At 66.0% G+C, this 18,062-nt stretch carries 19 protein-coding genes and 1 pseudogene; 10 read left to right on the forward strand and 10 right to left on the reverse strand.

Annotation, left to right across the window (positions count from 1 at the left end):
• The first annotated feature begins 70 nt into the window (after positions 1-70).
• The 5 genes from purF to GH815_RS05495 all read left to right on the forward strand — a co-directional run bounded on the left by purF (position 71) and on the right by GH815_RS05495 (position 5,034).
• Entirely contained in the window at positions 71-1,528 is a 1,458-nt protein-coding gene (gene purF, locus GH815_RS05475; RefSeq protein WP_153747750.1) for an amidophosphoribosyltransferase, read from the forward strand.
• 62 nt (positions 1,529-1,590) lie between these two features.
• Entirely contained in the window at positions 1,591-2,253 is a 663-nt protein-coding gene (locus tag GH815_RS05480) for an SDR family NAD(P)-dependent oxidoreductase (protein WP_153747751.1), read from the forward strand.
• 93 nt (positions 2,254-2,346) lie between these two features.
• Positions 2,347-3,132: a 5'/3'-nucleotidase SurE gene (gene surE, locus GH815_RS05485; protein WP_153747752.1), complete on the forward strand. Its 786-nt coding sequence runs from the start codon at positions 2,347-2,349 to the stop codon at positions 3,130-3,132.
• Positions 3,129-3,776, forward strand: coding sequence for a protein-L-isoaspartate(D-aspartate) O-methyltransferase (locus tag GH815_RS05490; RefSeq protein WP_153747753.1), 648 nt, complete (start codon positions 3,129-3,131; stop codon positions 3,774-3,776). The genes surE and GH815_RS05490 overlap by 4 nt, the downstream gene beginning before the upstream one ends.
• A gap of 52 nt (positions 3,777-3,828) precedes the next feature.
• Complete coding sequence (locus tag GH815_RS05495; protein WP_153747754.1) at positions 3,829-5,034, forward strand: peptidoglycan DD-metalloendopeptidase family protein; 1,206 nt, start codon at positions 3,829-3,831, stop codon at positions 5,032-5,034.
• Between the two features lie 119 nt (positions 5,035-5,153).
• Here GH815_RS05495 and GH815_RS05500 read toward each other — a convergent pair whose 3' ends face one another.
• From GH815_RS05500 to GH815_RS05525, 6 genes are all read right to left on the reverse strand, one after another.
• A complete protein-coding gene (locus GH815_RS05500; protein ID WP_153747768.1) occupies positions 5,154-5,984 on the reverse strand; it encodes an ATP-binding protein in 831 nt (276 codons plus the stop codon).
• 8 nt (positions 5,985-5,992) lie between these two features.
• Positions 5,993-6,877: a twin-arginine translocase subunit TatC gene (gene tatC, locus GH815_RS05505; RefSeq protein ID WP_153747755.1), complete on the reverse strand. Its 885-nt coding sequence runs from the start codon at positions 6,875-6,877 to the stop codon at positions 5,993-5,995.
• Positions 6,874-7,245 carry a Sec-independent protein translocase protein TatB gene (gene tatB, locus GH815_RS05510; RefSeq protein ID WP_153747756.1) on the reverse strand — a complete coding sequence of 124 codons (372 nt, stop codon included), beginning with the start codon at positions 7,243-7,245 and terminating at the stop codon, positions 6,874-6,876. The genes tatC and tatB overlap by 4 nt, the downstream gene beginning before the upstream one ends.
• A 24-nt stretch (positions 7,246-7,269) precedes the next feature.
• Complete coding sequence (gene tatA / locus GH815_RS05515) at positions 7,270-7,482, reverse strand: twin-arginine translocase TatA/TatE family subunit (RefSeq protein WP_153747757.1); 213 nt, start codon at positions 7,480-7,482, stop codon at positions 7,270-7,272.
• A gap of 141 nt (positions 7,483-7,623) precedes the next feature.
• Positions 7,624-8,724: an ABC transporter ATP-binding protein gene (locus GH815_RS05520; RefSeq protein WP_246176324.1), complete on the reverse strand. Its 1,101-nt coding sequence runs from the start codon at positions 8,722-8,724 to the stop codon at positions 7,624-7,626.
• Between the two features lie 143 nt (positions 8,725-8,867).
• Complete coding sequence (locus GH815_RS05525; RefSeq protein ID WP_246176325.1) at positions 8,868-9,431, reverse strand: transglycosylase SLT domain-containing protein; 564 nt, start codon at positions 9,429-9,431, stop codon at positions 8,868-8,870.
• 239 nt (positions 9,432-9,670) lie between these two features.
• Between GH815_RS05525 and gatB the strand changes: the two genes are divergently transcribed.
• Complete coding sequence (gene gatB, locus GH815_RS05530) at positions 9,671-11,179, forward strand: Asp-tRNA(Asn)/Glu-tRNA(Gln) amidotransferase subunit GatB (protein ID WP_153747759.1); 1,509 nt, start codon at positions 9,671-9,673, stop codon at positions 11,177-11,179.
• A gap of 186 nt (positions 11,180-11,365) precedes the next feature.
• Here the strand turns inward: gatB and GH815_RS18820 are convergent, their stop codons facing one another.
• Both GH815_RS18820 and GH815_RS19145 read right to left on the reverse strand, forming a co-directional pair.
• Positions 11,366-11,590 carry a hypothetical protein gene (locus tag GH815_RS18820; RefSeq protein ID WP_170290298.1) on the reverse strand — a complete coding sequence of 75 codons (225 nt, stop codon included), beginning with the start codon at positions 11,588-11,590 and terminating at the stop codon, positions 11,366-11,368.
• A 200-nt stretch (positions 11,591-11,790) separates the two neighbouring features.
• On the reverse strand, positions 11,791-12,267 hold the full coding sequence (locus GH815_RS19145; protein ID WP_281354774.1) for a VPLPA-CTERM sorting domain-containing protein: 477 nt from the start codon (positions 12,265-12,267) through the stop codon (positions 11,791-11,793).
• A 543-nt stretch (positions 12,268-12,810) separates the two neighbouring features.
• On the opposite strand from GH815_RS19145, the gene GH815_RS05540 reads away from it, so the two are divergent.
• On the forward strand, positions 12,811-13,218 hold the full coding sequence (locus tag GH815_RS05540; RefSeq protein WP_153747771.1) for a DUF4177 domain-containing protein: 408 nt from the start codon (positions 12,811-12,813) through the stop codon (positions 13,216-13,218).
• Here GH815_RS05540 and GH815_RS05545 read toward each other — a convergent pair.
• Positions 13,215-13,484: a BolA family protein gene (locus GH815_RS05545; protein WP_153747760.1), complete on the reverse strand. Its 270-nt coding sequence runs from the start codon at positions 13,482-13,484 to the stop codon at positions 13,215-13,217. The two genes, GH815_RS05540 and GH815_RS05545, sit on opposite strands and share 4 nt — an antisense overlap.
• 76 nt (positions 13,485-13,560) lie before the next feature.
• Here GH815_RS05545 and GH815_RS05550 point away from each other — a divergent pair, with 76 nt between their 5' ends.
• Entirely contained in the window at positions 13,561-14,187 is a 627-nt protein-coding gene (locus GH815_RS05550; protein ID WP_153747761.1) for a J domain-containing protein, read from the forward strand.
• A 414-nt stretch (positions 14,188-14,601) separates the two neighbouring features.
• Positions 14,602-14,931: pseudogene (locus tag GH815_RS19575) on the forward strand (IS1634 family transposase); the annotation flags it as partial.
• Between the two features lie 218 nt (positions 14,932-15,149).
• Here GH815_RS19575 and GH815_RS05560 read toward each other — a convergent pair.
• Positions 15,150-15,845 carry a Crp/Fnr family transcriptional regulator gene (locus GH815_RS05560; protein WP_153747762.1) on the reverse strand — a complete coding sequence of 232 codons (696 nt, stop codon included), beginning with the start codon at positions 15,843-15,845 and terminating at the stop codon, positions 15,150-15,152.
• A 181-nt stretch (positions 15,846-16,026) separates the two neighbouring features.
• On the opposite strand from GH815_RS05560, the gene GH815_RS05565 reads away from it, so the two are divergent.
• The gene (locus tag GH815_RS05565) at positions 16,027-17,925 is read left to right on the forward strand and encodes an alkyl sulfatase dimerization domain-containing protein (protein ID WP_170290299.1); all 1,899 of its coding nucleotides are present in this window, start codon (positions 16,027-16,029) and stop codon (positions 17,923-17,925) included.
• The last annotated feature ends 137 nt before the right edge of the window (positions 17,926-18,062 follow it).

The following is an 18,062-nucleotide window of genomic DNA, read 5'->3' on the forward strand; positions in this document are numbered from 1 at the left end:
CCCGCCAGTTGGATTCGGAGCCTCGACGCCCATGCGCCCGATGAACCCGCATGTTTCGCCCGAGCGAGACATGCCCCCCGCCCATCCCTTCGATGACGACAAGCTGCGCGAGGAATGCGGCGTCTATGGCGTGATCGGCCTGACCGATGCCGCGAATTTCGTGGCGCTGGGCCTGCACGCGCTGCAACATCGCGGCCAGGAAGCGGGCGGCATCGTCAGCCATGACGCAAGGACGGGGTTCCACTCGGCCCACCGCTTTGGCTATGTGCGCGACAACTTCACCAAGGCCAGCCTGATGGAGACGTTGCCGGGAACGCTGGCCATCGGGCATGTGCGCTATTCCACCGCCGGATCGAAGGGCCAGACCGCGATCCGCGACGTGCAGCCCTTTTTCGGCGAGTTCTCGATGGGCGGGGCGGCCATCGCCCATAACGGCAACATCACCAATGCCGAGGCGCTGCGGCGCGAGCTGATCGACCGCGGCTCGATCTTTCAAAGCTCGTCGGACAGCGAGTGCATCATCCACCTGATGGCGCGCTCGCTGCAAAAGACCATCCCCGAGCGGATGAAGGACGCGCTGCGCCGGGTCGAGGGAGCGTTCTCGGTGGTGGCGATGACGCGTACGAAACTGATCGGCGTGCGCGACCCGCTGGGCGTGCGCCCGCTGGTGCTGGGCCGGTTCGGCGAAGGCTGGGTGCTGTCGTCGGAAACCTGCGCGCTCGACATCATCGGCGCGGAACTGGTGCGCGAGATCGAGCCGGGCGAAATGGTCCAGATCTCGCCCGAGAAGGGCGTGGAAAGCTTCCGCCCGTTCGAGCCGCGGCCCTCGCGCTTCTGCATCTTCGAGCAGGTCTATTTCTCGCGCCCCGATTCCATCCTGGGCGGCCGCTCGGTCTATGAGACGCGCCACCAGATCGGCGTGGAACTGGCACGCGAGGCCCCGGTCGAGGCCGATCTGGTCTGCCCGGTGCCCGATTCCGGCACGCCCGCGGCGATCGGCTATGCCCATGAAAGCGGCATTCCCTTCGGCATGGGGATCATCCGCAACCAGTATGTCGGCCGCACCTTCATCGAACCGACCGAACAGATCCGCAACATGGGCGTGCGGCTGAAACTGAACGTCAACCGCGCCCTGATCGAGGGCAAGCGGATCGTCCTGGTCGATGACAGCGTGGTGCGCGGCACCACCAGCCGCAAGATCAAGGAAATGATCCTGGATGCCGGCGCGAAGGAGGTGCATTTCCGCATCGCTTCGCCGCCGACCGCCTGGCCTTGCTTCTACGGCGTCGACACGCCCGAGCGTGAAAAGCTGCTGGCCAGCCACATGAACGAGGACGAGATGCGCGACTATCTGGGCGTCGACTCGCTGCGCTTCATCTCGCTGGACGGGCTTTACCGCGCCGTGGGCGAGGCGCGGGGCCGCAATGCCGCCTGCCCGCAATATTGCGATGCCTGTTTTTCGGGCGATTATCCGGTCGCCCCCTCGGACATGATCGACAAGGGATTTCAGACCAAAGCCGCAGAATAAGCGCCCCCACGGGTCCGCCGCCGCGTCCCGACCATGCAGCGTTGCTGTTTCAAGGAGCATCCATGACAGACCACAAGATCGCCCTAGTGACGGGCGCCTCCCGCGGCTTCGGCGCGGCGGTGGCCGAGGAACTGGCCCGGCAGGGTCATCACGTCGTTGCCGTCGCCCGCACCAGCGGCGGGCTAGAGGAACTGGACGACCGCATCCAGGCCGCGGGCGGGCATGCCACGCTGGCGCCCATGGACATCACCGTTGACGAGGCCATGCGCACGCTTTGCCGCGGCATCTTCGACCGCTGGGGCCATGTCGATCTGTGGGTGCATTGCGCGATCCAGACCCCGCCCTTCAGCCCGGCCGAACAGATCGACCTGAAATTCTGGACCAAGGCCATCGCCGCCAATATCGAGGCGCTGGGCGTGCTGACGAATTACGTTGCGCCCTTGCTGCGCACGGCGCCCGGCGGCGGGCATGCGGTGCTGGTCGATGACCTTGCCGAAGGCCCGTTCCTGGGCGCCTATGCCGCCTGCAAGGCGGCGCAACGCGCGATCTTTGCCGCGTGGGAGGCCGAACAGGCGCGGCTGGGCGATGTGCATGTGCACCGTTTCGTACCCGCCGCGATGGCCACCGCCCACCGCCATCGGCTGTACCCGGGCGAGGATACCGCGGCCCTGGCGCAGCCCACGGACGAGGCGCGGCGGCTGCTGGCTACACTGGGGCTGGGCTGACAGGCCCCGCCCCGGCCGCGCCATCCATCGTCTCGCGCTTTACGCTTTCCGCGCTTGGCTCTATGGAAGGGCCTGTGGCACAGGGCAGGACGCATGCGCATTCTCATCACCAATGACGACGGCATAAACGCCCCGGGGCTGAAGATCCTCGAGGCCATCGCCGAAGACATCGCCGGTCCGGGCGGCGAGGTCTGGGTGGTCGCGCCTGCGTTCGAACAATCGGGCGTGGCGCACAAGATCTCGTACACCCATCCGATGATGATCGCCGAGCTTGGCCCCCGCCGCTTTGCCGCCGAAGGCTCGCCCGCCGATTGCGTGCTGGCCGGGATCTATGACGTGATGACCGATGCCCGGCCCGATCTGGTGCTTTCCGGCGTCAACCGGGGCAACAACGCGGCCGAGAACGTGCTCTATTCGGGCACGATCGGCGGCGCGATGGAGGCGGCGTTGCAGGGGCTGCCCGCAATCGCGCTGTCGCAATATCTGGGGCCGCTGAATTTCGACGAGGAACTGCAATTCGATGCCGCGCGCGCCCATGGGGCGGCGACGGTGCGCGCGCTGCTCGATCAGGGCCATTGGGACAGCGCCGATTACCGGCTGTTCTACAACGTCAATTTCCCGCCACTTCCGGCCGGGCGGGTCAAGGGCTTGCGCGTCGGGCCGCAGGGCTACCGGCGCGATGCCTCTTTCGGGGTGGAACCGCACCGCTCGCCCTCGGGGCGCAAGTTCCTGTGGATCAAGGGCGGGCCGCAGCACCTGCCGACCGCGCCGGGCTCGGACGCGGCGCTCAACCTTGACGGCTATATCGCGGTCACGCCGATGCGCGCCGACCTGACCGCGCATGATGCCATCGACGCGCTGAAGGCCAGGCTGGAATGACCGGCGAGGACAATTCGGAACGCAAGATGCAGTTCCTGTACACGCTGCGCTCCAAGGGGGTCACGGATGCCCGCGTTCTGGACGCGATGGAGCGGATCGACCGCGGCGTGTTCATCAAGGGCCATTTCGCCCCGCGCGCCTATGAGGACATGCCGCTGCCAATCCCCTGCGGCCAGACCATCAGCCAGCCCTCGGTGGTGGCGCTGATGACCCAGGCGCTGAACGTGCAGCCCCGCGACAAGGTGCTAGAGGTGGGGACCGGCTCGGGCTATCAGGCCGCGATCCTGTCGCGGCTCGCGCGGCGGGTCTATACGGTCGAACGCCATCGCCGCCTTGTCGGCGAGGCGCAGAAGCGGTTCGAGGCGCTGGGGCTGACCAATGTCACCGCTCTGGCCGCCGATGGCTCGTTCGGGCTGCCCGAACAGGCGCCCTTCGACCGCATCCTTGTGACCGCCGCCGCCGAGGATCCGCCCGGCCCGCTCTTGGCGCAATTGCGTGTTGGCGGTATCATGATCGTGCCCGTCGGGCAGTCGGACACGGTGCAGCGGCTGATCAAGGTGACCCGCGGCGAGACCGGCTTCGATTACGACGAGCTTCGCGAGGTGCGTTTCGTGCCGCTGGTCGAGGGGCTCGGCAACGACTAGGAACAGCCAGAGGGTCCGGGCAAACGGATCCCGCATCAGTGAGGATCGAGCGATGTCCATCCGCGACCGCAATACCCGCTTGCCCGCCCGAATCCTTGCCCTGGGCCTTGGCGCCAGCCTGCTTGCCGGATGCCAGAGCGGCTGGGACTACGATTTCCGCGACATGGGCGGCGGCAACCAGCCCGTCCGCGTCGAAAGCGCCCCGCGCCCCGACCCGGATTCGCGCGGGGTGATCTCTTACGCCAATTACCAGGTGGCAGTGGCCCGGCGCGGCGACAGCCTGGGCGATGTGGCCAACCGCGTGGGCCTTCCGGCCGAGGAACTGGCGCGCCATAACGGAATCGCGCGCGATGCCCGCCTGCGCGAGGGCGAGATCCTCGCCCTGCCCCGCCGCGTGCCCGAGATCGGCGGTGGCATGGCCGTCGGCGTCGCAGGTGGCGCGGCTACGGGCGGTTTCCGCGGCGATGGCGAGATCGACATCACCACCATCGCGGGCGACGCCATCCAGCGCTCGGGCCAGCAATCGGCACCCGCCGCAGCCGCTGCCCCCGCTGCACCGCGCGGACAGGAACCGACGCGCCACCGGGTCGAGCGCGGCGAGACCGCCTATTCCATCGCCCGGCTCTACAACGTGACGCCGCGCGCGCTGGCCGACTGGAACGGGCTTGGCCCCGACATGGCGGTGCGCGAGGGGCAGTTTCTGCTGATCCCGACGCCTGCGCGCGAGGTGGCCGCCGCGCCCGCCGTCGTGGCAACGACCCGCCCCGGTGCCGGATCGACCGCCCCCACCCCGCCCAGTGCTGCAACACCCCTGCCGCGCGAGCAGACGACAACGCCGGCGGCCGCCCCGCCCGCCGCTGCCGCCGCTCCCGCCTCGCCGCAGATGAAGACCGAAAGCAGCTCGCAGCCGCGTTTCGCGATGCCGGTGCAGGGCAGCATCATCCGCGGCTACCAGAAGGGCAAGAATGACGGGATCGACATCTCGGCCCGCGCGGGCAGCCCGGTCAAGGCCGCGGCCGACGGCACCGTTGCCGCCATCACCCGCGACACCGAACAGGTACCCATCCTCGTGGTGCGCCACCCCGACAACATGCTGTCGGTCTATGCCAATATCGACGGGATCGCGGTCGAGAAGGGCGCCAGCGTCAAGCGCGGCCAGACCGTGGCGCAGGTGCGCGCGGGCAACCCGGCCTTCGTGCATTTCGAAATCCGCAAGGGCTTCGAAAGCGTCGATCCGATGCCCTATCTGACGCCGTAAGACCCGACGGCGTTCGCCAGCAAGCCCAAGGGGACGATTAATCCTGCTGCAAGATCTTTCCCGGCGCGCATTGCGCGCCGGTTTTGGGTATTTGGACCAAGAAGAAGGACAGGGCGCGCTCAGATCCGCACGCCACGGCGCGCGGCAAGATCGGTGAAGAACTGCCAGGCGACCCGGCCCGAGCGCGCGCCGCGCGTGGCCTGCCATTCGATCGCCTCGGCCCGCAGCACCGCATCATCCATGGCGATGCCATGGGCGTCGCAATAGCCGCGGATCATCGCGAGATACTCGTCCTGGCTGCACGGATGAAAGCCCAGCCACAGCCCGAACCGGTCGCTGAGCGAGACCTTTTCCTCGACCGCCTCGGACGGGGTGATCGCGGTCGAGCGTTCGTTCTCGATCATGTCGCGCGGCATCAGGTGGCGCCGGTTCGAGGTGGCGTAGAACACCACATTCTCGGGCCGCCCCTCGATCCCGCCATCCAGCACCGCCTTGAGCGACTTGTAATGCTGGTCGTCATGGGAAAAGGACAGGTCGTCGCAGAACAGGATGAAGCGCTGACCGGGCGCCGCGCGCAAGAGCGTCAGGAGCCGCCCGATCGAGGGCAGATCCTCGCGCTGGACCTCGACGATCTTCAGCGCATGGCCCTCGGCGCAGATCGCGGCGTGGATCGCCTTGACCAGGCTCGACTTGCCCATGCCGCGCGCGCCCCACAGAAGCGCGTTGTTCGCAGGCAGGCCCTGTGCGAAATGGCGGGTATTCGTCAGCAGCGTGTCGCGCGCCCGGTCGATCCCCTGCAACAGCGTCAGGTCCACCCGGTTGACGCGGGCCACAGGCGCCAGCCGGTCGGGTGCGGCATGCCAGACGAAGGCATCGGCGCAAGCGAAATCGGGGGCCTCGGCGGGCGCGGGGCTGATCCGTTCCAGCGCCTCGGCGATCCGGCAAAGCATGTCCCGGTTCACGGGCGGGCATCCTCGCTGCGGTCGAATTCCTTCATCAGGGGGTCTTCGGCCGGATCGTCCTCGAACCACAGGCCCTGTTCGCGCAGTTCCTTCTCGCGCTTCTTCTCGACGCGGCGCACCAGAAGGATCGAGATCTCGTAAAGGCCGTAGACCACCACGAACAGGATGATCTGCGTGATCACATCGGGCGGCGTGACCAGGGCGGCCAGCACCAGGATGCCGACCACCGCATATTTGCGCGTCGTCGCCAGACCGGCCGACGAGACCAGCCCCGCCTTGCCCATCAGCGTCAGAAGCACCGGCAACTGGAAGCACAGGCCGAAGGCCAGGACGAACTTGATCGTCAGCGACAGGTATTCCTGGACCGAGCCATGGAAGGTCACGCCCGCGGTCTGCGACGTGACCTCGCCCCCCTCGGCCGGGATGGCGCCGACCTGCTGGAAGCCCAGGAAGAAATCGAAGGCGAGCGGCGTGACCACGTAATAGGCAAATGCCGCGCCGAGGAAGAACATGAAGGGCGAGGCGATCAGGAAGGGCAGGAAGGCGCGTTTTTCCGACCGGTAGAGCCCCGGCGCCACGAACCGCCACATCTGGAAGGCGATCAGCGGAAAGGACAGCGCGATCCCGCCCACCAGCGAGATCTGGATCGCGACGAAGAAGCCTTCCTGAAGCTTGATGAGGTAAAGCCCGCAATCCTGCCCGCGCGCGGCAAGCGCCGAGCAGATCGGCTGGGTCAGGAAGTTGAAGACCGGCTTCCAGACCATGAAACAGGCGACCATGGCCACGACGAAGCCCGAGACCGAATAGATCAGCCTTGTGCGCAGTTCCGCCAGATGCTCGATCAGGGGCGCAGAGCTGTCGTCGATCTCGTCGCTTTTCATGCGTCGCTCTTGGTCTCGGGGGCGGGTGCGGCGGCATTCTGGTCCGGCGGCGTCGTGGTGGCCCCGGACGGCGGCGGGCCGGATGGCTTCTTCGGCTCCCATTTCTCGAAGGCATCGGCCGCCTCGTTCAGCTTGTCGAGGCCCATCTTGCGCGGGTTGGCCAGATCCTTGAGATCCTTGACCGTGTCCTTCATGCCGGCCGTGTCGGCGGCGTCGTCCATGGCGCGCTGGAATTCGCGCGCCATGTTGCGGGCCTTGGCGGTGAACCGGCCAAGCGTGCGGAACATGCCCGGCAGGTCCTTCGGACCCACCACGATCAGCGCGACGATGCCGATCAGCAGAAGTTCGGTCCAGCCGAGGTCGAACATGGGGCTATGCGCGGGACAGGCGGATCAGGCCTTGTCCTTCTCCTGTTCGGGGGTCACGTCGCGGGCGGACTCGAGGCTTTTCTTGGCCTCCTCGGTCTCTTCCTTGACGCCCTTCTTGAAGGCGGTGATGCCCTTGCCAACCTCGCCCATCAGCGACGAGATCTTGCCGCGGCCGAAAAGCACCAGAACCACGACGGCGATCAGCAGCAGGCCGGGAAGGCCGATATTGTTCAGCATGGGTTACTCCCTCCGGGCGGGCGCACCCCGCGCCCCGCATGGAATTCTGTCTGTCACATCTATTGGGTCCAACGGCCAGATCAAAGACCCATTCCATCGCGATCTCGCGATTATTTGCCGAATTCCGCCGACTGCACCCCGTCAGGCCGCGCGTTCATGGCCCGGCGCGGGGAAGACGAAGCAGCGGTCGCGCCGGATCATCAGCCACATCGCCGTGCCGGGCCGGGGCAGGAACACCGCGGGCACGGTCACCTTCAGCATGGTGCCGTCGTAATCCATGCGGAACTCGACCAGGCTTTCCGATCCCATGAAGCGGGCGCGCTCCACCACCGCGCGCGCCGCCACGCCGGTTTCGGGTGTCGGGTTCGGGCCGCGGCCGTTGCGGTCGAAATCGATGCGGATATGCTGGGGGCGGATGATGATGTCCACCTCGGAACCATCGGGCATGGCGGGCGTCAGGAACTGGCCAAAAGCGGTTTCCGTCAGAAGGTTCTTGACCTTGCCCCGGATCACGTTGATATCGCTGAAGAAAGCCGCAGCGGCCCGATCCACCGGCGCGTTGTAGATGTTATACGGCGCGCCCTGCTGCGCGATCTTGCCGTGCCGCATCAACGCGATCTCGTCGGCCATGCGCATCGCCTCGTCGGGCTCGTGCGTGACCAGCAGAACGGCGGCGCCCTCTTCCTTGAGCACGCTCAGCGTATCGTCGCGGATTTCATCCCGCAGCCGGTTGTCCAGCCCCGAGAACGGCTCGTCCATCAGCATGATCTTGGGCCGCGGCGCAAGCGCGCGCACCAGCGCCACGCGCTGCTGTTCGCCGCCCGACAACTGGTGCGGATAGTCGTCGATATGGCCCAGCAGGTCCACCCGCTCCAGCAACTGCTCGACCCGCCGGCGTTTCTCGGCGCGGCTGCCGCTGAGCCCGAAGGCGACGTTCTCGGCCACGCTCAGATGCGGGAACAGCGCGAAATCCTGGAACATCAGCCCGACCGAACGGCGTTCGGGCGGTACGCGGAACACCGTGTCGCAGACCAGATTGCCGTCGATGAAGATATTTCCGCTGTCCTGCATGTCGACGCCCGCGATCACCCGCAGTGTCGTGGACTTGCCGCAGCCCGAAGGCCCCAGCAGACAGGTCACCTGCCCCGGCATGACCTTGAGCGACACGTCATCGACCACCGTGCGCCCGCCAAAGACACGGATGATGTTCTGGATTTCCAGCCGGGGAGTGAGTGAACTCAAGACCTGCCTCGCATGCGTTTTCCGATGGAAACTATCGGGCTTGAGGGGCAGATATCAACGCGGCGCCAATGCCGCAAGGCTGGGCAGTGTCCCCTGCCCGTCGAATGGGCAGGCGCGGCCGCAAGAGATGAAATCCGCGCCGCTCAGCCCCTGCAATAGGGCTGCGACCGGGTCCAGGCGGCGATTTCCTCGCGTTTGGCCGAAACCGACATCGGCCCCCAATCGGCGGCAACGCCCCCACGGCCCGCCGCCACCACGCCATCGCGCGGCACGGTGCGCGAGGCGATGCGGATCGCGCAGCTGATATTGGCCGAACCGTCCTTCAGCGCCTCGCCACTGGTCGCCATGCACCCGTAATGACGCGCGGTAGCCGGAGAGATCTGCAACAGCCCGAACCAGCGCCCGCCACCGCCGACCGCCTGCGGGTTCCAGGTGCTTTCATGCTTGGCCAGCGCCGAGAACATCCCCGCCCAGAAGGCCTGCCGCTGCGCCGTTCCCGCTTTCTGATAGGCCGGGCACCAATGCGCGATATCGGCCGGGACGGTCTGGGCCAGCGTTGCGCCATGGCTCGACAATGCTTGCAGGCTTGCCTCGGTCCAGGCGGGCGCCTCGGGCCGGTGATCCCATCCCATCCGCGGCAGATCCCCGGGGAAGTAGGCAGCGCGACTGGCGCTGTCGGGGGATTTCACGCATCCGGTGGCGGCCATGACAAGGCAGAGGGCAAGCGGAACAAGGCGCATCGGTCGTCCTGGTGTTGCACCGGACGCAGTTTGACCGGCCGGGGGGTAATGCCCGGCAAGGGGTCATCGGGCAACCCTGCCCTTCGGACATGCGCGGGGTGCCGCCGATCGCAGGGCGCCCGATCGGCAATCCTCCGCCGCCCCGTCCCCCTTGCCCGCGCGCGCCCCCTGCCTTAGACAGGCTCCGCTGAGAAAGGACCGCCCCGATGCTCGACCTTGCCTATCAAGCCCCCAAACCCAAGGTAATCTCCGGCGCCAAGGCCGATTGGGAACTGGTGATCGGGCTCGAGGTCCATGCCCAGGTGGCCTCGAACGCCAAGCTGTTCTCGGGCGCCTCGACCGCCTTTGGCGCCGAACCCAATGCCAATGTCGCCTTTGTCGATGCCGCGATGCCCGGCATGCTGCCCGTCATCAACGAATTCTGCGTGGCGCAAGCCGTGCGCACCGGGCTGGGGCTGAAGGCGGCGATCAACCTGGTCTCGGCCTTTGATCGCAAGAACTATTTCTATCCCGACCTGCCGCAGGGCTACCAGATTTCCCAGCTTTACCACCCCATCGTCGGCGAGGGCGAAGTGCTGGTCGACATGGGCCCCGGCATCGCGCGGCTTGTGCGGATCGAGCGCATCCATCTTGAACAGGACGCGGGCAAGTCGATCCACGACATGGATCCGGCCATGTCCTTTGTCGATCTCAACCGCACCGGCGTCGCGCTGATGGAGATCGTCAGCCGCCCCGACATCCGCGGCCCCGAAGAGGCGGCGGCCTATGTCGGCAAGCTGCGCCAGATCATGCGCTATCTGGGCACCTGCGACGGCAACATGCAGAACGGCAACCTGCGCGCCGATGTGAACGTCTCGATCTGCCGCCCCGGCGCCTATGAGGCATGGCTTGCGGGCGACAAGGACGCGCTGGGAACGCGCTGCGAAATCAAGAACATGAACTCGATGCGCTTCATCCAGGCCGCGATCGAGTACGAGGCCCGGCGCCAGATCGCCATCGTCGAGGATGGCGGCACGGTGATGCAGGAAACCCGGCTCTACGACCCCGACAAGGGCGAGACGCGGTCGATGCGATCCAAGGAAGAGGCGCATGATTACCGCTACTTCCCCTGCCCCGACCTGTTGCCGCTGGAAATCGACCAGGCCTGGGTGGACGAGATCAGGGCCTCGCTGCCCGAACTGCCGGACGAGAAGAAGGCCCGTTTCGTGACCGATTTCGGCCTGACCGAGTACGACGCTTCGGTGCTGACCGCCGAGGTCGAGGCGGCGGGGTATTTCGAGGCCGTGGCGCAGGGCCGCGATGGCAAGACGGCGGCGAACTGGGTCATCAACGAGTTGTTCGGCCGTCTCAAGAAGGATGACCGCGAGATTGCCGAAAGCCCCGTCAGCCCGGAACAACTGGGAAAGATCATCGACCTTATCACCTCGGGCGACATTTCGGGCAAGATCGCCAAGGATCTGTTCGAGATCGTCTATACCGAAGGCGGCGATCCGGCCGAAATCGTCGAGACGCGGGGGATGCGGCAGGTCACCGACATGGGCGCCATCGAGGCGGCGGTTGACGAGTGCATCGCCGCGAACCCGGCGCAGGTGGAAAAGGCCAGGCAGAATCCGAAGCTTGCAGGCTGGTTCGTGGGCCAGGTGATGAAGGCCACGGGCGGCAAGGCAAACCCGCAGGCGGTCAACGAGATCGTCGCGGCAAAGCTGGGACTCTGAGCCGCCTTACGACGCCGCGGGGATATGAAACCCATATGAGGATTTTCGGGGTCGGGCGCAGGCTTGATCGGCCGCCAGGGCTCGTCACGGGCTGGGCGACAGATTTGCGAATAGAACCGCGCACCCATTGCCGACCCTTTGAAAAACGGAACAAGGCTGATCGTCGCCGGTGGCGGGCTTGCGCGGTCAGTCCGCACAGAGTTGGGCATGCGCAGCGGCGGCGTTGCGGGTGCAAGCCTGATAGCCGAGGCAGTTGAAGCGTGGCACGCCGCGCTTCGCATTTTCACCGAGGCAGACCAATACGTGCAGTGGGCCATGACGCACGAGAATCTTGCGCTGGCGACGTAAGCACTGGCCGCGCATGACCCCATGTCCAATGCGCGCTCGCATCTGTTTGCGGCTGTTGGCCATGTCGATGCCGCACTGCGGGTCTATGACCCCGGGCACATGGCTATGGCTACGAACGGGCCAATGCGCTGCGCGAGCGGATCGCGGCGACGCTGGCGGCGCTTTCGGAATCCTGACCGGGGGCCGCTTCATCCGGGGGCAGCACGGGAAACGGCGGCCGCTGGGGCCGCCGTTCCGGTCTGTCCGCAAGACGGGACGATTCGTTACGACTTCTTGCGCCGCGCGACCACGCCGAGCCCGCCGAGGCCTGCGATCAGCAGCCAGCCGGCGGCCGGCAGCGGAACGGCCGAGATCGAGCCATTGTCGATCCGGATCCGCACGGCCATGTCGTCATGGTTGTCATCGCCGTCCGCGCCACCATCATCGAGCCAGAGCACAACCGAAGTGCCCGAACCCGCTTTCGGGTTGGCCCCGTCGAAGCTGAGGAAGAAGTTCGGGACGGTGGGCGTGGTGTTGTCCGGATTGGACCCGTTCACGGCCTCACCGACCGGCGTGACGAACTTGAAGTCCAGCAGACCGGTGGACAGGCCGCCCACAGAGACGCTGGCAAGCGGGACGGTGCAGTCGACCGTGCACCAGCTGTTCGTGTTCCCGCCGGTTGCGAACAACTCGACGCCGTTGAACCAGAACGAGTTGTTGAAGCCTGCTTCGCTGCCCAGGAAATCGAAGGTCAGCGTCACGTCGGTGCCGATCAGCCAGAGTTGCCCGCCATACCAGCCGTCGCGCTCGGCCGTGCCGGCACCGTAGACCGGAACCAGACCGTCATTGGTCGCCGTGCCGCCCGGGATCGTCCCCTAGACCGTTGCCGCGGACGCCGCCCCCGTTATGCCCAGAGCCGCCACTGCGGCCAACGCGGTTGTCTTCAGAAATTTCGACATGAGATAACCCCCCTCATCAAGTTGCAGGTACCTTGCAACGGTTCCACGCTAACATGATTTTCGGCTTTCACGAAGCGCTCGGCGCCTGTATTTCGAGTCAGGTGCTGCGTCCTTTGCATCGCGCCGGGAAAATTTCTGCAAACGCTTGAATACATGAGATTTCCTGGAATGACCGCAACTTCGCCGGACAGGGGGCGGCTCGCCTATGGGTTTTGATGCCGCAGAGGACTACAACCTCAAGGACATCAGAATCAGTCGGGGCACAGCGGCCGGGTGCGGCATTCGGCGCGGGATCGGGCAAATCACAACGGGATGTGCGGAGGCATGTCCGGGGGAATGCAAGCGATGACGGTCTATGAATACAAGGTGCTGCCCGCGCCCGAGCGGGGCAAGCGGGTCAAGGGAACGAACGGGGCGGCGGACCGGTTCGCGCTGGCGCTGACCGAGATCCTGAACGCGATGGCGGCCGAGGGCTGGGAATATCAGCGCGCCGAAAGCCTGCCCTGCACCGAGCGCAAGGGGCTGACCGGGCGGATCGAGGTCACGCAGAACCTGCTGGTGTTCCGCCGTGCCCGGCCCGAGGGTACGGCACGCCCCCTGCCCGCCAGCCCCGAGGCGATCGCGGCGGCGGCGGCGGCCTCGCTCTCGCCCTTTGCCGGGCGGGGGTTCGCACCGACCCTGGGCGCGCCCAGCCGCGAGGCGGCGCCGCGGCCGGTGCGCCGGCTGGGGCCCGCGCAGGGCGACGACAGCTAGTCCGGGGCCTGAACCTGGATGTCGAGCGCCAACGCATGGATGCGGGCGACCAGATCGGGACCGAGGGCGCGGTGGATGGCGCGGTGCCGCTCGATCCGCGAGAGCGGCGCAAGGGCGGGCGCGGCGATGGTGACGCGGAAATGCGTCTCGCCCCCTTCGCGCCAGCCGGAATGGCCGCGGTGACGCTCGCTGTCGTCGACGACTTCCAGCCGCTCGGGGGCAAGTGCTGCCTCAAGCCGCCCACGGATTTCCTCGGCAATACTCATTTTTCGCCCTCTGCCCCCTTCATTCTCACACTCAACTGACTAAACTCTCTGGTCCGAGTCGCAAAGGGCACAGGCCATGACGAAAACCGACCCATTCGGGTTCGACATCTCCGTCTCGGCGGACAAGAAGAAGCGCACGCGCGGACGGCGCGGCATGTCTGGCGCGTTCGAGACCTCTCAGCGGGTCTGCGAGCATCCGGGCTGCACCCTGTCGGGTCAGTATCGTGCGCCGAAATCGCCCGATCACCTCGACGAGTACCTGTGGTTCTGCAAGGACCATGTGCGCGAATACAACCTGCGCTGGAACTTCTTCCACGGCGTCACCGAGGAGGAATTCGAGGCCCAGGTCGACAAGGACCGGGTCTGGGAGCGCGAGACGCGGCCCTTCGGCAATCGTGACGAACAGCGCGCCTGGTCGCGGCTGGGCGTGGACGATCCGATGCAGGTGCTGGGCGAGAACGCCACCCGCAACCCGGGCCGCAAGCAGGGCGCAACGCGACGGCTGCCGCCGACCGAACGCAAGGCGCTGGAAATCCTGGGCGCCGAGGACAACTGGACCAAGCTGGAAATCCGCAAGCAATACAAGTCGCTGGTCAAGGATCTGCACCCGGACATGAATGGCGGCAACCGCGCCGACGAGGACCGGTTGCAGGAGGTCGTCTGGGCCTGGGACCAGATCAAGGACAGCCGCAGCTTTCGCTGAGACCGGGTGCCTGCGCGTTGCCCGGCCCGAGGGATCGCCGCCGTCACGACGGGGGCGCTGCCCCCCGTCCTTCGGCCTCTCCCCGGGATATTCGCGGCCTTATGTAGGTGTTCAATAGGCATTGTTGCAGAACTCTCGCCGTGAAGGATTCACATCACGAATCCATGCAGTTAGGGTCAGGACCGGCACTGTTGCACAAATCGGCTGAGGTCCGGAATTCCCCTTTCCCCGGACGGACTTACCCCCCAACTTCGACACTTCGCCGTAGATTTGAGCCCGATTTGGCGGGGCGGAGTTCAATAAAGCAAGGGCTCTTCGCGTGCGGAAAGCCCGATTTTGACGAAAGTCATGTTGTGGCACGTCGTATCATGCGCGGCTATTTCAGTATGACGCATCAGATTATAATGTTGCGACATGTACACGAAGATCACGAGATCCGGCGGGCGCCAGTATCTGCAACTGGTCGAGGGCTATCGCAACGATGAGGGCAAGGTCCGCCATCGGGTCGTCGCCAACCTCGGCCGACTGGAAGACTTGAACCCCGCGAAGCTCGATCCCCTGATCAACGGCCTGAACCGGGCCATGGGGCGGAGCGACAACACCGCGTTTCCCGTCGAGATCGAAAGCTCCAAGGCCTATGGCAACGTCTTTGCCCTGCACGAACTTTGGAAAGACCTTGGCTTCGACCGCGCCCTTGGACGCGCGATGCGATCCGGGCGGCGCAAGATCGAGGCAGATGCCGTCGCCATTGTCTCTCGGACCGATGGCGCGCCAATGGCAACTGCGTGCGATGGTCAGGTCACGATCGACCAGGGGGCGGATCTGGCGGGCCAGTTCGGCTTCCACCCGATCGACATTGTCCATCAGCGCATCCATCGCCCGCAGGAGGTGGTGATGTTCGATCTTGGCCGGCATCTCGGGCATGCTACCCGCCTGGTCGGAGGCTTTCGTTTCCCAGCCGTTCATCGGTTCGCTCGCCCGTATATTGCGCCGAGCATCACAGGATCGATGACCCGAAGCGAACGATAGCCGAGCGTGATGACGCCCTTCGCCTCCAAATCGCGCAGGATGGGCGTGAGCGAACTTCGGGAGAGGTTGGCGACCGCGCCCAGTTCCTCCTTGGACAGATTGACCTCGGGATACTCCGGTGGAGTTGTGTCCCGTAGGCCGGAAAGTCGCATGAGGACCGCAAGAAACCGCCGACGACCATCGGGGATCATCCCGTCGGCGGCTATGCCGGTGGCAACGTCGAAATGCTCGAGGGCAAGACGGCCGAACTCGCGCCAGTACTGGGGCTTGCGGGAAAGAAGGCCGCGCAAACGGAGCATCGGGACCCCGAAGAACACGCTCTCCCGCAGGGCCCGGACACCGACCACCCGTGCTCTTCCATCGAAGAGCGTTCCTTCGCCGAGCCAGTGTCCGCGATGCAGCACGAAGGCCGTCCGCATCAGGTGGTCGGAATGTGCGAACTCGATCGCGACGCTTCCGGACTCGAGGCCCCAGAGCGCGCCGGTCTCGTCCCCCGTGTGGTAGAGGTATTGGCCTGGCGCGATCCTGTGCGGAGTCGATCCCTCGATGAGGTCCCGACGAAACTCTGGCGTGGACCGCGAGAGCCATCCCGTCTGGATCAGGGCCGAAGGCTTGGGAAAGGATTTCATGGTGCAACTGGCCAATTCTGCACAATCGATACCGTGCCGCCGTGCAGACTTCAACGAAGAGATGCCGCCTGAGACGATCCGATCCGGCGCCGACGGTCATGCGCGTGCTGAATGTGTCCCACCCGCCCCCCCGCAAGGCGCCACTACTTTCACCGGTCTTGCCTGCAAGGAGACTGCAACGATGACCACCCGCCGCGACCTTCTTTCCGCCGCCCCCGTCGCGGGAGCATTCCTCGCACTCGGCCCGGCAGCCCTCTCTGTTCCCTCGGCAGCCCGAGCTCAGGAGACGTCGGTCCCCGGTCCCCTCTGGCGCAGCCCGTCGCTGCGCGAGGAGACTGCAATAGCTGCGAATGGCGCGATAACTACCGCTCCCGTGGCAGGTGCGAACGAACGTCTTGCGATGACCGAAAGGCGCGCCATCAGGGTAACGCCCGACATCTGGCTTCTCGCAGGCTGGGGCATCGCGCATTCCATGGCCATTCGTGCGCCAGACGGCTGGATCATCATCGACACTGGCGATTCGACGGGTGCCGCGCAGGAGATGCGCGACGCGCTCGCAACCGCCTTGGGTGAGCCTGTCCGTGTGGCAGCGATCCTACTCACCCACTGGCACTACTCCGAAGGCACTGCGGCCTGGTCAGACGAGGGCGTCGAACTCTGGGGGCACGAATGGCTGGACAGGAACCGCACGGCCAGCGTGGGTCTCGGTCCTCTCTCAGGTCTCTTCAAGGCGCGCGCTGTCGCTCAATTCGGCGTGTTCCATCCCCCGGAAGGACCCGACGCCTTCCCCAACAACCTCGGTTTCACCCCTGAAAGGCTTTTGGCGGAATCGAGCTACCGCGCACCTGATCGGCTGTTCACGAACGGTATCGTCGAGACACTCAAGATCGCCGGCGAAGACGTGACGGTCATGCCGAACCGATCGGATGCGACCGACAGCGTGGGATTCTATTTCCCGCGGCTCCGGCTCCTGATCACGAACGCCATGGCGCCGGGGTTCATGTTCAACCTTTCCACCCTGCGCGGCGGCCCCTTGCGGGACCCTGATCCCTACCTCGACGATGCCCGTCATCTGGAAACCTACAACGCTGCTATCCTGCTCGATCTGCATGCGGCGCCGGTTACGGGTGAGGACGCGGTGCTTTCGGCCATTCGCCGCTCCGCTGATCGGATCCGCCTGATCCGCGACCAGTCGCTGCGCATGATCGCGCGCGGCATGGACGGGCGAGAGGCGGCGGAGGCGGTCGAAATGCCGACAAGCCTGCGAGAGGACTACGAGTTCTACGGGCAGGTCGAAAGCCAGGTTCGTCAGATCTACAATACGGAAGTCAGCTGGTTCGGCAATGACGTCTATGACATCAATCCGCTTCCGGTCCGCGAGGAGGCTCGTCGAACCATCGCGCTCATGGGCGGCCGGGAAGAGGTGCAGGCCGCTGCAGCGGCTTCTGCCGCAGGGGGCGACATCGCCGGTTGGCAATGGGCGCTGCGACTGACCTCGCTTCTCCTCCAACTCGACTCGCAGGACCAGGCCGCGCGCGCCACGCGGTCGATCGCCGCCCGCGCGCTTGGCCAGCGCACCACATCGTCTAACGCCCGCGGCTGGTACATCACCGAGGCGCTGGAGCTTGACGGCAATCTCCTCGCCATGGGCCGGCCGGTCACCATCGGCGAAGTGCGGGCTGTCCTGGGCACGCCGCGGCGCGAGGATCTGATCGCGGCCGGAACCGCGGCCAGCCTTGCGTTTCTGCGGGTGCTCGTGGACCCGGACCAGGCTGGAGAGACCCGCACCGCCTTTACGCTCCAAGTCGAAGGCGACGAGACGGCATGGCACATCGAGATGCGCAACGGAGTGATCCTGACAGAGCCTGCGACCGTGCCGCTGCACGACCACGTGGAACTGACAGCCGATGAGCTCGCCGAGTTCGTCCTCGGCCTCGCCGCACCGGCATCGGACTCGCCGCTCGCCGTCCTCGATGCTGCGCTCGACCGCAGCGGGTTCGTCTTCCTTCCTGCCTCCCCAGCCGCGGTTCTGGACGACCCTGCCGCGGAGGTGCACCTGCTGGGCGAGGGCTCGCAGTAGATCGCAAAGAAGCCTTCCGCCCCCCCGAAGATGGGACCCCCGATCACCTCTGAATTGGGCGTAAGCGACCGCCCAGTACCCTCGTTGCCTGAGGTGGTCTGCTGTCCGAGATGACGCCCGTAACGACGGAGGTGTCA

The sequence above is a fragment of the Rhodovulum strictum genome (assembly GCF_009649175.1).
GTDB lineage: Bacteria > Pseudomonadota > Alphaproteobacteria > Rhodobacterales > Rhodobacteraceae > Rhodovulum > Rhodovulum strictum.

Coding starts and splice junctions, on each gene's coding strand:
- GH815_RS05540 (WP_153747771.1), top strand. CDS start 12,811: ATGACGGTCTATGAATACAAGGTGCTGCCCGCGCCCGAGCGGGGCAAG.
- GH815_RS05550 (WP_153747761.1), top strand. CDS start 13,561: ATGACGAAAACCGACCCATTCGGGTTCGACATCTCCGTCTCGGCGGAC.
- GH815_RS05480 (WP_153747751.1), top strand. CDS start 1,591: ATGACAGACCACAAGATCGCCCTAGTGACGGGCGCCTCCCGCGGCTTC.
- tatC (WP_153747755.1), bottom strand. CDS start 6,877: ATGAAAAGCGACGAGATCGACGACAGCTCTGCGCCCCTGATCGAGCAT.
- GH815_RS05560 (WP_153747762.1), bottom strand. CDS start 15,845: ATGAAATCCTTTCCCAAGCCTTCGGCCCTGATCCAGACGGGATGGCTC.
- surE (WP_153747752.1), top strand. CDS start 2,347: ATGCGCATTCTCATCACCAATGACGACGGCATAAACGCCCCGGGGCTG.
- GH815_RS05525 (WP_246176325.1), bottom strand. CDS start 9,431: ATGGCCGCCACCGGATGCGTGAAATCCCCCGACAGCGCCAGTCGCGCT.
- GH815_RS18820 (WP_170290298.1), bottom strand. CDS start 11,590: ATGGCCAACAGCCGCAAACAGATGCGAGCGCGCATTGGACATGGGGTC.
- tatB (WP_153747756.1), bottom strand. CDS start 7,245: ATGTTCGACCTCGGCTGGACCGAACTTCTGCTGATCGGCATCGTCGCG.
- GH815_RS05490 (WP_153747753.1), top strand. CDS start 3,129: ATGACCGGCGAGGACAATTCGGAACGCAAGATGCAGTTCCTGTACACG.
- gatB (WP_153747759.1), top strand. CDS start 9,671: ATGCTCGACCTTGCCTATCAAGCCCCCAAACCCAAGGTAATCTCCGGC.
- GH815_RS05495 (WP_153747754.1), top strand. CDS start 3,829: ATGTCCATCCGCGACCGCAATACCCGCTTGCCCGCCCGAATCCTTGCC.
- GH815_RS05500 (WP_153747768.1), bottom strand. CDS start 5,984: ATGCTTTGCCGGATCGCCGAGGCGCTGGAACGGATCAGCCCCGCGCCC.
- tatA (WP_153747757.1), bottom strand. CDS start 7,482: ATGCTGAACAATATCGGCCTTCCCGGCCTGCTGCTGATCGCCGTCGTG.
- GH815_RS05545 (WP_153747760.1), bottom strand. CDS start 13,484: ATGAGTATTGCCGAGGAAATCCGTGGGCGGCTTGAGGCAGCACTTGCC.
- purF (WP_153747750.1), top strand. CDS start 71: ATGCCCCCCGCCCATCCCTTCGATGACGACAAGCTGCGCGAGGAATGC.
- GH815_RS05565 (WP_170290299.1), top strand. CDS start 16,027: ATGACCACCCGCCGCGACCTTCTTTCCGCCGCCCCCGTCGCGGGAGCA.